The sequence below is a fragment of the Streptomyces syringium genome (genome assembly GCF_017876625.1).
GTDB classification, from domain to species: Bacteria; Actinomycetota; Actinomycetes; order Streptomycetales; family Streptomycetaceae; genus Streptomyces; species Streptomyces syringius.
In genome coordinates this window covers 4,564,127-4,577,116 of sequence record NZ_JAGIOH010000001.1, presented here as the reverse complement: position 1 = coordinate 4,577,116, position 12,990 = coordinate 4,564,127, and the positions used below count along the sequence as shown (strand labels likewise).

Annotated in this window: 11 protein-coding genes; 3 read left to right on the top strand and 8 right to left on the bottom strand. The window is 73.5% G+C overall.

The genetic code is table 11. The annotated features are described in order from the left end of the window. Positions 1-8: 8 nt before the first annotated feature. The gene (locus JO379_RS20490) at positions 9-1,397 is read right to left on the bottom strand and encodes an NsdA family TPR-like regulatory protein (protein ID WP_130879419.1); all 1,389 of its coding nucleotides are present in this window, start codon (positions 1,395-1,397) and stop codon (positions 9-11) included. Positions 1,398-1,741: 344 nt separating this feature from the next. On the opposite strand from JO379_RS20490, the gene JO379_RS20485 reads away from it, so the two are divergent. Beyond that, positions 1,742-2,416 (top strand): bifunctional DNA primase/polymerase, encoded by a 675-nt coding sequence (locus JO379_RS20485; protein ID WP_130879418.1) that lies wholly within the window; start codon positions 1,742-1,744, stop codon positions 2,414-2,416. Positions 2,417-2,718: 302 nt separating this feature from the next. On the opposite strand, the gene JO379_RS20480 is transcribed toward JO379_RS20485, so the two are convergent. The 3 genes from JO379_RS20480 to JO379_RS20470 form a co-directional block, all read right to left on the bottom strand. Continuing rightward, on the bottom strand, positions 2,719-4,227 hold the full coding sequence (locus tag JO379_RS20480; protein ID WP_209516262.1) for an FAD-dependent monooxygenase: 1,509 nt from the start codon (positions 4,225-4,227) through the stop codon (positions 2,719-2,721). 140 nt (positions 4,228-4,367) lie between these two features. Next, the gene (locus tag JO379_RS20475) at positions 4,368-5,237 is read right to left on the bottom strand and encodes an alpha/beta fold hydrolase (RefSeq protein WP_130880247.1); all 870 of its coding nucleotides are present in this window, start codon (positions 5,235-5,237) and stop codon (positions 4,368-4,370) included. A gap of 651 nt (positions 5,238-5,888) precedes the next feature. Beyond that, complete coding sequence (locus JO379_RS20470; RefSeq protein WP_130879416.1) at positions 5,889-6,581, bottom strand: iron-dependent transcriptional repressor DtxR; 693 nt, start codon at positions 6,579-6,581, stop codon at positions 5,889-5,891. 206 nt (positions 6,582-6,787) lie between these two features. Between JO379_RS20470 and JO379_RS20465 the strand changes: the two genes are divergently transcribed. Then, the gene (locus tag JO379_RS20465) at positions 6,788-7,543 is read left to right on the top strand and encodes an SIS domain-containing protein (protein ID WP_130879415.1); all 756 of its coding nucleotides are present in this window, start codon (positions 6,788-6,790) and stop codon (positions 7,541-7,543) included. Positions 7,544-7,589: 46 nt separating this feature from the next. On the opposite strand, the gene JO379_RS20460 is transcribed toward JO379_RS20465, so the two are convergent. Together JO379_RS20460 and pdxH are read right to left on the bottom strand one after the other, a co-directional pair. Beyond that, complete coding sequence (locus JO379_RS20460; protein ID WP_130879414.1) at positions 7,590-9,074, bottom strand: PAS domain-containing protein; 1,485 nt, start codon at positions 9,072-9,074, stop codon at positions 7,590-7,592. 312 nt (positions 9,075-9,386) lie between these two features. Beyond that, complete coding sequence (gene pdxH / locus JO379_RS20455; RefSeq protein ID WP_242626277.1) at positions 9,387-10,016, bottom strand: pyridoxamine 5'-phosphate oxidase; 630 nt, start codon at positions 10,014-10,016, stop codon at positions 9,387-9,389. A gap of 500 nt (positions 10,017-10,516) precedes the next feature. On the opposite strand from pdxH, the gene JO379_RS20450 reads away from it, so the two are divergent. Beyond that, positions 10,517-11,617: a citrate synthase 2 gene (locus JO379_RS20450; RefSeq protein WP_130879412.1), complete on the top strand. Its 1,101-nt coding sequence runs from the start codon at positions 10,517-10,519 to the stop codon at positions 11,615-11,617. A 42-nt stretch (positions 11,618-11,659) separates the two neighbouring features. Here JO379_RS20450 and JO379_RS20445 read toward each other — a convergent pair whose 3' ends face one another. Beyond that, a complete protein-coding gene (locus JO379_RS20445; protein WP_209516259.1) occupies positions 11,660-12,250 on the bottom strand; it encodes a TetR/AcrR family transcriptional regulator in 591 nt (196 codons plus the stop codon). Next, positions 12,238-12,978: an enoyl-CoA hydratase family protein gene (locus JO379_RS20440; protein ID WP_209516256.1), complete on the bottom strand. Its 741-nt coding sequence runs from the start codon at positions 12,976-12,978 to the stop codon at positions 12,238-12,240. The genes JO379_RS20445 and JO379_RS20440 overlap by 13 nt, the downstream gene beginning before the upstream one ends. Positions 12,979-12,990: the final 12 nt, after the last annotated feature.

Here is a 12,990-nt window from a genome sequence, read left to right as displayed (position 1 = left end):
GCGGTCCCCTAGGCCGCCTGCACCTCCATCCTGGCCCCGAACTCCCGCACCACGGACTCCTCCCGGTACGGCGCCAGGCGCTGCTGGAAGTCCTCCAGGTACTCCGCGCCCCGGTTCGAACGCAGTGAGCCGAGGAGCTCCAGGGCACGGGTACCCGTGGCGCAGGCCTCTTCCACCTCGCGCTGCTGGACGTGGGCGGTGGCCAGCAGCAACAGACCGATGGCCCGGCGGCGGACGCGGCCCTCGGGGTGACCGGCGACGGCCGCCTCGGCCTGACGGCGGGCCGGCTCGGCCTGGCCGAGGTCGCGGTGGCAGTGCGCCAGCTCGTCCGCGAGATAGGCCTGGTCGAAGTGGCGGATCCACGGCGGGTCGTCCCCCGAGTCCCCGTCGCCCTCGGCCTGTTCGAGGCAGGTCACCGCCCGGGTCGCGACGGACTGGAAGGCCCGCGCGTCACCGAGCAGCGCGTGGCCGCGCGCCTCGGCCGCGCAGAACATCGCCTCGGCCCGCGGGGTGACCTGCCCCCGCGCCCCCTCCTGTGCGGCCTTCGCGAGCTGGGCGATCTCTCTGGGGTTGCCCAGCGACGCGGCGAGGTGACTCATGCTCGCGGCCAGGACGTAGCCGCCGTAGCCGCGGTCCCCGGCGGCCTGGGCCAGCCGCAGGGCCTGGATGTAATAGCGCTGGGCGAGGCCCGGCTGGCCGGTGTCGACCGCCATGTATCCGGCCAGCTCTGTCAACCTGGCGACCGCCGCGAACAGTTCACGGCCGACCACCTCGCGATACGAACCGGCCAGCAGCCCCGAGACGACGCTGTTGAGGTAGTGGACCACCACCGGCCGGACGTGCCCGCTGCCGTACCGGTGGTCGAGCTCCACCAGGGCATCGGTCGTGGCCCGTACGGCCTCGACGTCGGAGACCCCGACCCGGGCGCCCGCACTGCGCGCGACCTGCGCGTCCGCACTGGTGATCAGCCAGTCCCGGCTGGGCTCGACGAGCGCGGAGGACGCCACGGACGTGCCGCTGAGGAAGTCCCGGCGGCCCACGTCACTGCGCCACAGCTCACAGACCTGCTCGATGGCACCGAGCACGGTCGGGGAGAACTGGAGCCCGACGCCGGAGGCCAGGTTCTTGCCGTTGGCCATGCCGATCTCGTCGATCGTCACCGTGCGGCCCAGCTTGCGGCCGAGCGCCTCGGCGATGATCGCCGGGGCGCGGCCCCGCGGCTGCTGGCCGCGCAGCCAACGGGCTACGGACGTTTTGTCGTACCGAAGGTCGAGACCGTGCTCGGCGCCGCACATATTGACCCGGCGTGCCAGACCGGCGTTGGAACAGCCTGCTTCCTGAATGAGCGCCTGCAGCCGTTCGTTCGGCTGCCGCGCCACGAGTGGCCGTGCGGCCATGCTGTACCCCCTGAAACTGCTATGCCTTCGCGACGGCTGCCGCGAAGCGCGGAGAAGCTGAGCCAACTGTGAACGCGTTCTCCTGTGATCTTTGCCCCCTGGTGTCCGGAGAATGCGGGACTTGCCGGTAATGACCGGCAATTGCGGTCATGACGCGGTGACGTCTGCGGTACGTGAAGCGATGACGACCGTGTCCGCGACCGCCAGGCAGGTGGCTACCCCTTCGCGGCGGCGAACCCGCGCCTGCGCCCCCGTACATGCTCCCGTGCGCCCCATATGCATGGGCGGAGTCCGGCGAGGAGGCTGTGCCCGAGCCGTAACCCCTGGTGACAAGGGGAGTTGTGATGAACGTGGAAAAGACCATCGGAGTAGGAGCCCCGCTTATCCCCCAACAACGCGGCGAGCAGGTCCTCGACGCCGCGGTTCGGTACGCGGAAGAGCGGCACTGGGACGTATTCGCCGGGACCTGGCTGGAAGTCGACGCGGGCAGGGAACGCTGCTCGTGCGGCGACCTCGACTGCCCGTCGCCCGGCGCGCATCCGGCCCGTCCCGACTGGGCCACCCAGGCCACCGGCAGCGCGGTCGCCGCGCGCCGGATGTGGGCGAAACAGCCCAACTCCTCGGTTCTGCTCCCGACCGGCCGCACCTTCGACGCGCTCGACGTCCCCGAGAGCGCCGGCTGCCTGGCGCTCGCCCGCATGGAGCGGATGGAGATCCAGCTCGGGCCGATCACCTCCACCCCGCACCGCAGGATGCTGTTCTTCGTCCTGCCCGGCGGCGCCCTGAAGGTCGCCGACCTGGCCCGGAAGCTGGGCTGGCCGCCCTCCTCCCTCGACCTGGTCGCGCGCGGCGAGGGCGACTACGTGGTCGCGCCGCCGACCCGGATGGGCGCGCGCGGCGCGGTCCAGTGGGCCCGCCAGCCCACCGCCGCCAACCGCTGGCTCCCCGACGCGGAGGAGCTGGTCAGCGCGCTCGCCTACGCGTGCGGACGCGAGACCGCGGACGCCCGCGGGCGCTGACCGGACCGCTGACCGGTTCGCTGCGCGCGGGCGTAGCGACTGCGAACGGCTGGCCTTGCCGTGACCGGCACGTCAGGCGAACGCCCTTGCGGACCGCGTCCGCCGCCAGCCGGGCCGGCTCAGCCACGTCAAGCCCGCTGGGGGGGCACCTCCCAGCGGTAGCTGGGGGAGTTTGAGGACGCGCCCGCAGGCGCCTGCCCGCCGCGGGGGCCGGAAGCCTGGCCGGCCGAAGATCCGCCGGCCAGGCGAGAGGCGCCTGCCGCCGCAGGGGGAAGGGGCCGTCCCGGGTGTGTACCCCCGTCTCACACCCGGGACGGCGGGACGGCACCGGGCGGCGGCACGGCCCCGGTGGCGCCGTCGTCGGAAGCCCAGGCCACGTATCCGTCGGGCCGCACCAGCAGGCTCTGCTGCCGCGCGTCGGCGCGCGTGACGGTGATGACGTCCCTCTCGCGCTCCGCCACCGGATCCCCGGGAGCCGCACCGCGCGGCAGGACCTGGACGTAACGGCCCGCGCGCAGCGCCTCGTAGAGACGCGTGGGGCCGTCGGGGACCTCGACCAGGGGCAGGTCGGGGGCGCGGCTCCCGGTGAGGGAGTGGGCGCCGGGCGGCGCGGGGTAGCGGATGCCGAGGCCGGAGACGAGCAGCGCGGGACGGCGGGTCATCCGCGGCACGTACCGGAGGACGGCGGCCGCGCCCCGCCGCAGCCCCCGCACGACGGTCGAATCGGCCACCGCCACCCGCAGGAGGGCTCCGCTGAGGCGCACGACGAGGGCGCCCACCGGGTGCCGCTCGTCGTGGTAGGTGTCGAGGAGGGCGTCGTCGGCGCGCCCGGCCAGCACGGCGGCGAGCTTCCAGCCGAGGTTGGCGGCGTCCTGCAGGCCCGCGTTCATCCCCATGCCGCCGGCGGGCGAGTGGACGTGCGCGGCGTCGCCCGCGAGGAAGACCCGGCCGTCGCGGTAGCGCGGCGCCTGGCGTTCGTCGCTGTGGAAGCGCGAGGTCCAGCGGGCGTCGTGGGCCCCGAAGTCCGTACCGAACGCGGCCCGGGTGATGGCCCGCAGGTCCTCCAGCTCGACGGGCGCGTCGGCGGGCACGTCGCTGTGGCGCTCCCAGGCGATGATGCGGTACCAGCCGTCACCGAAGGGGAGGATGAGGCAGATGCCCTCGGCGACGTTGCCGAAGACGGGCATCTCGCGGGGAGGGGCGGCGAGGCGCACGTCGCCGAGCATGATGGACCGCAGGACGGACTTGCCGGGGAAGGGGATGCCGAGCGCCTGTCGCACGGTGCTGCGCACCCCGTCCGCTCCGACGACATAGCGGGCGCGGAGGGTCGCCGTCCCGCCGCTGCCGGAGGCGTCGCCGGAGGGCTCGTCGGTGGTGTCCGTCCGGACGTCCACGTCGACACCGTCCGCGTCCTGCCGCAGGCCGAGGACCTCGGTGCCGCGCCGGATCTCGGCACCGAGCTTGACGGCCCGCTCCTCCAGGACCCGCTCGGTCTCGTACTGCGGGGTGATGAGGACACCGGGGAAGCGGCTCGGCAGTCCGGACAGGTCGAGCCTGGCCTTGCCGAAGAGCCGCGCGGAGGAGACGAGCACACCGGTGGCGAGCAGCTGCTCGGCGACCGAGCGCATGTCCAGCATCTCCAGGGTCCGCGCGTGGACGGCGAAGGCCCGGGTGAGGTTCGACTCCCGCGCCCGGCGCTCCAGCAGCACGACCCGCACCCCGGCGGCGGCGAGATCGCCGGCCAGCAGAAGTCCAGTGGGTCCGGCGCCGATGACGAGGACGTCGGCGGTGGGATCGGTACGAGAAGTCATGGCAACTCCAGGTGTCTCGGTCCTTCCAGTGCACACCCGGTCCGGGGTTATGTCAACGGTCGTTGAATTAATTCGGGCCATGCCGATCCGCCGCGGGACGGCGGGGGCGGTGACCGGGAGGAGGCGCCGGCCGCCTGCGGTCAGACCGGCAGGACCGAGGCGAGGAACGGCTCGACCACGCGGCGCCAGCCGTCGGGCTGGTCGTAGTGGACGAGGTGACCCGCGTCCGGCACCTCGGCATAGACGCCGCGCGGCAGGACGCGGACCATCTCCTGGGCCTCGGCGCGGCCCAGCTCGCCGTCGAGACCGCGCACGACGAGGGCCGGGCACTCGACGAGGGCCAGCTCCTCCCAGTGCGCGTCATGGACGTAGGTCTCCCGGGCCAGCAGCATCTGGCGGCGGGAGAACAGCGGACGCCAGCCGTCCGCGCGCTCGGCCGCCACCTCGGCGTAGAAGTCGCCGCGGGCCGGGTTGGGCCGCTCCAGCGTGGGGTCGTCCTCGCCGAACCACTTCCGTACGTCCGCGAGCGTGGCGAACGGCACCGGCCAGGACCTGAACCACTCCCCCCACTCCCGCTGCGTCGCCGCGCCGAGCGCGGAGGCCCGCATGTCGCAGACGACCAGGGCGCGGACGAGGTCGGGGCGGCGGGCGGCCAGCTGCCAGGCCGTCAGGGCGCCCATGGCGTGCCCGACGAGGGTGACGGGACCCAGCCCCAGCTCCTCGACGGCCGCCTCCGCGTCGGCCACATAGGCCTCGCGGGTGTACGGGCCGTCGGCGGGCTTCTCGCTGCGCCCGTGCCCCCGCTGGTCGAGGGCGACCGCGCGGTGGCGCGTGGAGAGCCAGCGGGCGGTCGCCGCCCAGTGGGAGGCGCGGCCCATCAGCCCGTGGAGCAGCAGAACGCCGCTCGGGCCGCCGCCGGCGAACGGACCGCCGGCCTTCGGGGGGTCGGCGAACTCCCAGGCCGCCAGCCGCACTCCGCCGCTTCCGCTCACGTCGATACGCCGCACCATGAGTTCTGGCACCCCCACTTCTCCCCCGAGCAGCCCTACTTTATAGAACTTGCATTCGAACGAACCGCTTTCGCGCGCAACACCCCTCGTTCGAGTGACCATGCAGCAGGATTGGCCGCCCGCCCCCAGGGGAGACATCGATCTGGGCGCGGACCGCTCGGGGAAGAAGGTCCGCGAGGCGCACCCTGGGAGCTCGGGGCTCCGGGTCGCCGCGGGGGAGCACGGGGAGGTGGGGCCCCGGCGGTCCGAAAGGCCGCCGGGGCCCTTGTCATGGCCGTCGCGCCGGCTGACACCACGACAGGCGCCACGACGGGCACCGGGGTGCCACGTGGTGGCCGTGCGGCCCGCTGGCCCCATCGAGCCCCTCCCCAGGTCGGTGGCGCGTGGGCATATGCGTCAGCGCCAGCGTGGCACGCCGAGGGGCCGGGCGTATCGATTCCGCTAACTCCGGCCGGAACGGTGGGAGTTGCCACGGCCTGTCTTGCCGCCACTCGCCCGGCCGACGGGTTCTTCGCCTACCGGCCCGTCATGCCGCCTGCGGCGGCGAGCGCCCTGCGGGCGCGTCCTCAAGCGCCGGACGGGCTTGATATGGCTGGGCTCAGCCATATCAAGCCCGTCCGGGCACATGAGGTCACTGATCCGCCGGAAGGGCTACCTCTTCGCGACGAAGACGTGCGCCGCGATGTCCGCCTCGAGCTCCGCGGCCTCGCCGCCGCTGCCGACCAGGACTCCGCCGGCCGACTCGGTCACGCTGACCACCGCGCCCGGCTGGACGCCCGCGCGCCGCAGGGTGTACATCAGCTGGGCGTCCGTCTGGATCGGCTCGCCGATGCGCCGGACGACGACCGTCTTGCCCTCGGTGCCCGGCTCCAGGTCCATCAGGCTGACCATGCCGGCGTTGAGGAACGGATCGGCCTCGGACTTCTCGCCCAGCTCCTCCAGGCCCGGGATGGGGTTGCCGTAGGGCGACTCGGTGGGGTGGCGCAGCAGCTCCAGCACGCGGCGCTCCACCGCCTCGCTCATCACGTGCTCCCAGCGGCAGGCCTCGGCGTGCACCTGCTCCCACTCCAGGCCGATCACGTCGACCAGCAGGCACTCGGCCAGCCGGTGCTTGCGCATGACGCGGGTCGCCAGCCGGCGGCCCTCCTCGGTCAGCTCCAGGTGGCGGTCGCCGGCGACCGAGACCAGGCCGTCCCGCTCCATGCGGGCCACGGTCTGGCTCACCGTCGGGCCGCTCTGGTCGAGCCGCTCGGCGATGCGGGCGCGCATGGGGACCACGCCTTCCTCTTCCAGCTCGAGGATGGTGCGGAGATACATCTCCGTGGTGTCGATCAGTCCGGACATGTGTGCCCCTCGATATGTCGTGCGCTGGCCCTGGACTCAATTCTGACGCATACCACCGACAACGGTGCCGCGTGCGGCGTCGGCGCGGACGCCGTATTGACAGGGCGCTGGTCAAGACCGCAACGTGATCCGCGCCACGAGCGTACGCACCGACCGTGCGCACTCCCCCCGCACCACCGGATTCCGAGCTAAGGAGCCCCGCAGCGATGAGCGAGAACAAGCTGGCCGGGCAGTTCTTCGACGCCGCGATCGGGCTGCTCCAGCGGGCTCGCGACGAGGAGGCCGACCACATCACCGCCGCCGGGGCCATGCTCGCCGACACGGTGGTGGACGGCGGCCGGCTCTTCGTCTTCGGTGCCGGGCACTCCTCCCTCCCCGCCCAGGACGTCGTCTACCGGGCGGGCGGCCTCGCCCTGATGAACCTGCTCGCCGTCCCCGGCGCCGTCGGCATCGACGTCATGCCCGCCACCCTGGGCAGCGCGCTGGAGCGGGTGAACGGCCTGGCCGGCGCGGTCCTGGACTCCAGCCCGGTGCAGCCCGGTGACGTCCTGATCGTCATCTCGCTGTCCGGCCGTAACTCCCTGCCGGTGGAGATGGCCATGAACGCCCGGGCCCTCGGCCTGAAGGTCATCGGCGTCACGTCCCTCGCCTACGCCGAGCAGACCAGGTCACGGCACGTCTCGGGCACCTTCCTCAAGGACCACTGCGATCTGGTCATCGACAGCAAGATCCCGCCCGGGGACGCGGAGCTGACCGCCGACGGCATCGCCGCCCCCTTCGCCCCGGCGTCCACCGTCGTCACCAGCGCCCTGCTCCAGGCCGTCGTCGCGACGGCCGCCGGTGAGCTGGCCGCCCGGGGCATCGACCCGCCCATGCTCCGCTCCGGGAACGTGGACGGCGGCCACGAGTGGAACGGCCGGGTGATGGCCGAGTACGGGGACCGCATCTTCTTCCGTCACTAGGACAGGCCGCGGCCGTGAGGCGGGGACCGCGCCCCCGGCCCACCGGTCAGCCGACGGGCTTCCCGCACCAGCCGACCGTCCCGGCCTCCGCCTCCGCTTTCGCCGCCGCCTCGGCCGTCACCGCCAGATCGATCGACGCGGCCACCCGTGAGGCGACGTCCTCCGCGTAGGTCGCGTCCGCCCGGTCGAACGGGCGGCGGGAGGGCCCGCGCAGGAAGGTGACCGCCCCCAGCGTGCGGCCCCGGCTGCGCAGCACCGTGGCCAGGGCGTGCTCGGTGCCGTCCGGCCACTTGCGGGCCGGCGCCCAGTTGTCCGTACGGTCCGAGCCCGCCCGGACCGAACCGCAGCGCTCGACCGCCTGCAACGCCGGGTGGCCGTCCGCGTAGGGCACCGGCAGCCCGCTCAGCGCCGCCACCGGGCACGGTCCCGGCGCCCCGGCGGGCGTCGCGGCGGCCCGCAGCAGCCGGACGGGCCCCTCCGGGGCGGCCACCGGCGCCGGCAGCAGATCGATCACGGCGTGATCGGCGAAGCCCGCGAGGGCGAAGTCCATGTAGAGCGCCGCACCCTCCATCGGGTCCTCGCACTCCGCGACCGCCCGGCCCGCGCGGTGCAGCTGGTTGCCCCGGAACCGCAGCCGCGCGCTCTCCTGTTCGGCCAGCCGCGTCTTCGTCACGTCCAGGAACAGCCAGGCCACACCCAGCGGCACGGGCTCCTCCGCAAGAGGGGAGGCCAGCCGCAGGAAGCCGCTGCGCCAGCAGCGCCGCTCCGACGCCGCGCCGGTGGCGTCCCGCAGCGTCACCCACAGGTCGGTGGGCGCGGGCGGGGCACCGGCGGCCAGCACGTGCTGGAGGGCGCCCTCCAACTCCTCCACGCCCTGGTCCAGAAGATCGCCCAGCGGCCGGCCGAGGAGTGCCGTCCGGCCCGTGCGCAGCGCCCGCGCGGCGTGCGCGTTGGCGAGGGCCGGGCGCAGATCCGCGTCGACCAGCACCACACCCCAGGACGCGTCCCCGAACAGCCCTTCGCTCAGTGCGATCGACCGCTCCAGGTCGATCTGCGTGTGCACCTCGCTGAACGCGCAGTACGCGCCCGCCGGCCTGCCGTCCGGGCCGGGGACGGCCGAGGTCTGGATGCGGACGAGGACCCGGCCGCCGTCCTTGGTGAGCAGCGCGAACTCGTGCACCTGCCGTCCGGGCGTCTCCATCACGCCGAGCAGCCGCGCGGTGACCTCCTCGGCGTCGGCCGCGCGCACGGCCCAGCCGGCCAGCCCGTGCCGCCCGACGGCCTCCTCGGCCGACCAGCCCAGTATCCGCTCGGCCTCGCGGTTCCAGTGGGTCACCGTGCCGGCCGCGTCGAACGCGCACAGCGCGGCGTCCATACCGTCGAGGAGCGCCGCGAGGAGGCCGGAGTCGTCGCTGTCGGCGGCGGCCCCGTCCCCGGTGCGGGTTCCGCGACGGGCAGGGCCGGACGGGTGTGGAGCGGTCACGAGGTACCCCCTGCTGGACGCGTCTGCATGTCCTGCACGACGGGTCATTCAACTCGACCGTGCCCGGCACCACACCGTCTTCGGCGAAATCGGTGCCACGGGAAATTCGCTTGTCGTCCCGGGGACCGTTTTTTACGCTGGGGGTACACGAGAAGGGAGGTGGTTCGGGACATGATTTCAGTCCGGACGCGTGAGGTGACTGCGGGCTAGCGCCCGTCGTCGCGCACAGCGCAGCGCCGGCGTAGCCGGCCAATCCCAAGCAGTCACCCGATCCGTGGGCCGCCGAGTCGTCCGCTCGGCACCGCCGCGCCGCCAGGCGCGGCGGTAAAGGGCCCACGGATCGTCTGCGTTCTCCTGCCGCTACGGGCAGAGCCGCTCCACCCGCCAGCCCGGGCCCTGGGCGGCCCGCAGATACCGGAGCCGGTCGTGCAGCCGGTTCTCCCGGCCCTGCCAGAACTCCACGGCCTGCGGTGTCACCCGGAAACCGCCCCACCCCGTGGGCACCGGCACCGGCTCGCCCTCCGGGTAGCGGGCCGCCAGCCGCTCGTACACCTCGTCGATCTCGGCGCGCGAGGAGACCACCGTCGACTGCGCGCTGGCCAGGGCGCCGAGCTGCGAGCCGTGCGGGCGGGAGCGGAAGTAGGCGGCCGTCTCCTCCGGCCCGACCCGCTCGGCGGTGCCCGTGACGATGACCTGGCGGGCGATGGGATGCCAGGGGAAGAGCAGCGAGATGTTCGGGTTGACCGCCAGTTCGACGGCCTTGCGGGAGCCGTAGTTGGTGTAGAAGACGAAGCCGCGCTCGTCGTAGCTCTTCATCAGCACGGTCCGCGAGCTGGGCCGCCCGGCGGCGTCCGCGGTGGAGACGACCATCGCGTTCGGCTCGTGCAGCCCGGCGGCGACCGTCTCCGCGAACCAGCGTGCGAACTGCCCGTACGGGCTGTCGGCGAGGTCCGTCTCCAGCAGACCGCCGAAGCGGTACTGCGCGCGCATCGCGGCGGGGTCGAGATCATCGGCGTGGGACACGCGGCCATCTTGCAACACGGGCCGCCCGCGCGGATACGGCGCACGGGAGCGGAAGGCGCGGCCGAACCCGCTCATCCTCCCCCGCACCGGGGTTCCCTAACCCTGCGGCGGACGAAACCCGCACTGTGCCGGACATCACCCTTCCCCGCATCTGTTGAACCCACCAAAATCACTTCCCAGGAAGCTGTGGCGCCCACACACCACCGGCTATCGTGTCCGGCCTGAGCGGACCCCGGCTTCCCACCGAAGCCCGGTGCGCCGGCCGGGCGGGTACCGGGCGAAGAACCGGGCATCGAGCCGGGTGAAGAACAGCCGCACGGGGCATGACCGGGTTGACCGAATCGGACCGCGAGCCGCGCCGAGCAGCCGCGTAACCGCTTTCGGGGCCGCCAACAGCAGCCGTAGGAGCAGTGACGGTCACCACCGTGGCCGGCAGCCGCTTGTCACACATCATGAGGAGCCGCCTGATGTCCGACTTCGTACCCGGACTCGAGGGAGTCGTCGCGTTCGAGACGGAGATCGCCGAACCCGACAAGGAAGGCGGCTCTCTCCGCTACCGAGGCGTCGACATCGAGGACTTGGTGGGCCAGGTCTCCTTCGGGAACGTCTGGGGCCTGCTGGTCGACGGCTCGTTCAACCCCGGGCTGCCGCCCGCGGAGCCGTTCCCGATCCCCGTCCACTCCGGTGACATCCGGGTCGACGTCCAGTCGGCGCTCGCGATGCTCGCGCCCGTCTGGGGCCTGAAGCCGCTCCTCGACATCGACGAGGCCACCGCGCGCGACAACCTGGCGCGGGCCGCGGTGATGGCGCTGTCGTACGTCGCCCAGTCGGCGCGCGGCCAGGGCCTGCCGATGGTGCCGCAGAAGGAGATCGACAAGGCGGAGACCGTCGTCGAGCGCTTCATGAAGCGCTGGCGCGGCGAGCCGGACCCCAAGCACGTCAAGGCCGTCGACGCGTACTGGACCTCCGCCGCGGAGCACGGCATGAACGCCTCCACGTTCACCGCCCGCGTCATCGCCTCGACGGGCGCGGACGTGGCGGCGGCCCTGTCGGGCGCGGTCGGCGCGATGTCCGGACCGCTGCACGGCGGGGCGCCGTCCCGCGTCCTCGGCATGATCGAGGAGATCGAACGCACGGGCGACGCCACGGCCTATGTCAAGCAGGCCCTGGACCGCGGCGAGCGGCTCATGGGCTTCGGCCACCGCGTCTACCGCGCCGAGGACCCCCGCGCCCGCGTCCTGCGCCGCACGGCCAAGGAGCTCGCCGCACCGCGCTTCGAGGTCGCGGAGGCCTTGGAGAAGGCCGCCCTGGAAGAGCTCCACAACCGCCGCCCGGACCGGGTGCTGGCCACCAACGTCGAGTTCTGGGCGGCCATCGTCCTGGACTTCGCGGAGGTTCCGGCGCACATGTTCACGTCGATGTTCACCTGCGCCCGCACGGCGGGCTGGAGCGCCCACATCCTCGAACAGAAGCGCACGGGCCGCCTGGTCCGCCCGTCGGCCCGCTACGTGGGGCCGGGCACCCGGGACCCGCGCGAGGTCGCCGGCTACGAGGACATCAAGGGCTGACGCCACGGCCCGCTCCCCAGCCCGGGGAGCGGGCCCTTCGCGTCAGCGCAGGACACCGTCCAGGATCCGCGCCCACTGCTCCACCACCCGGTCCCGCCGCGCCGAGTCGTCCGTCAGCAGATTGGCGAGCCCGAGCCCCCGCGCCATGTCCAGCAGCCCCTGCACCGTCTCGCGCACCCCCGGGCGGCCCTCGTCCGCCCCCAGCAGCTCCACCGCCATCCGGTGCGACTCCCGCCCCACGCGCGCCTCCAGCGACGTCACCCGGGGCCGCAACTGCTCCTCGTGCGCGGCAGCCGCCCACAGTTGCAGCGCCGCACGGAACAGCGGGCCGGTGTAGAGGCCCACCAGTGCGGTGACGACCGCCCACGTACGGTCCGGTCCACCCCGCGGCATCAGCGTCCGCAGCGCCGCCGAACGCTCCTCCGCGACGTACTCCACCGCCGCCGTGAACAGGTCCTCACGGGTGGGGAAATGATGCTGCGCGGCGCCCCGCGACACCCCGGCCCGCTCGGCGACCACCGCCACCGTCGACCCCGCCCACCCGTACTCCGCCAGGCACGCGATGGCGGCCTCCAGCAGACGCTGCCGCGTGGCCCGGCTGCGGTCCTGCTTGGGCAGGCTCACCGTGCCCATACGGGGTCCCGCCGCTCCAGGAACGCCGTCACGCCCTCCCGCGCCTCCGCCGACGCGAACAACCGCGCCGACTGCTCGGCCAGAACCTCCGTGTCGCGGTCGAAGGCCCGCACCACCTCGGCCGTCACCAGCCGCTTGGACTCGGCGAGCCCCTGCGGCGAGGCCCGCCGCAGTCCGTCGAGCACCGGAACAAGGAGCTCGTCCGGGTCCCCGGCCAGGGTGATCAGCCCGATCCGGGCCGCTTCCCCGGCGTCGAACCGCTCGCCCGTCAGGTAGTACCGGGCGGCGGCCCGGGCGTCCAGGCGCGGCAGCAGCGGCAGCGAGATGACGGCGGGCGCGAGCCCCAGCCGCGCCTCGGTGAACGCGAACGACGCTCCCTGCCCCGCCGCCGCGATGTCGCACGCCCCCAACAGCCCGAGCCCTCCCGCCCGCACATGTCCCGTGACCCGGGCGACGACCGGCTTCGGCAGTTCGACCACCGCACGCAACAGCCGCGCGAGCCCCAGCGGGGCCGTCGCGTCCGACCCGGCCTCGCTGAGGTCCGCGCCGGCGCAGAAGGTGTTGCCGGTGTGCGTCAGGAGCACAGCACGGGTGTCCGCGTCGTCGGCCGCCCACGCGAGTCCCTCGTGCAGTTCGCTCACGAGCCGGGCCGAGAGAGCGTTCCGGTTGTGCGGGGAATCCAGGGTCAGGGTGGTGATGCCGTGCTCGTGCGAGCGGCGAACCAACATCCGTGAATCACC

Coding starts and splice junctions, on each gene's coding strand:
- JO379_RS20490 (WP_130879419.1), bottom strand. CDS start 1,397: ATGGCCGCACGGCCACTCGTGGCGCGGCAGCCGAACGAACGGCTGCAG.
- JO379_RS20485 (WP_130879418.1), top strand. CDS start 1,742: ATGAACGTGGAAAAGACCATCGGAGTAGGAGCCCCGCTTATCCCCCAA.
- JO379_RS20480 (WP_209516262.1), bottom strand. CDS start 4,227: ATGACTTCTCGTACCGATCCCACCGCCGACGTCCTCGTCATCGGCGCC.
- JO379_RS20475 (WP_130880247.1), bottom strand. CDS start 5,237: ATGGTGCGGCGTATCGACGTGAGCGGAAGCGGCGGAGTGCGGCTGGCG.
- JO379_RS20470 (WP_130879416.1), bottom strand. CDS start 6,581: ATGTCCGGACTGATCGACACCACGGAGATGTATCTCCGCACCATCCTC.
- JO379_RS20465 (WP_130879415.1), top strand. CDS start 6,788: ATGAGCGAGAACAAGCTGGCCGGGCAGTTCTTCGACGCCGCGATCGGG.
- JO379_RS20460 (WP_130879414.1), bottom strand. CDS start 9,074: ATGACCCGTCGTGCAGGACATGCAGACGCGTCCAGCAGGGGGTACCTC.
- pdxH (WP_242626277.1), bottom strand. CDS start 10,016: ATGCGCGCGCAGTACCGCTTCGGCGGTCTGCTGGAGACGGACCTCGCC.
- JO379_RS20450 (WP_130879412.1), top strand. CDS start 10,517: ATGTCCGACTTCGTACCCGGACTCGAGGGAGTCGTCGCGTTCGAGACG.
- JO379_RS20445 (WP_209516259.1), bottom strand. CDS start 12,250: ATGGGCACGGTGAGCCTGCCCAAGCAGGACCGCAGCCGGGCCACGCGG.
- JO379_RS20440 (WP_209516256.1), bottom strand. CDS start 12,978: ATGTTGGTTCGCCGCTCGCACGAGCACGGCATCACCACCCTGACCCTG.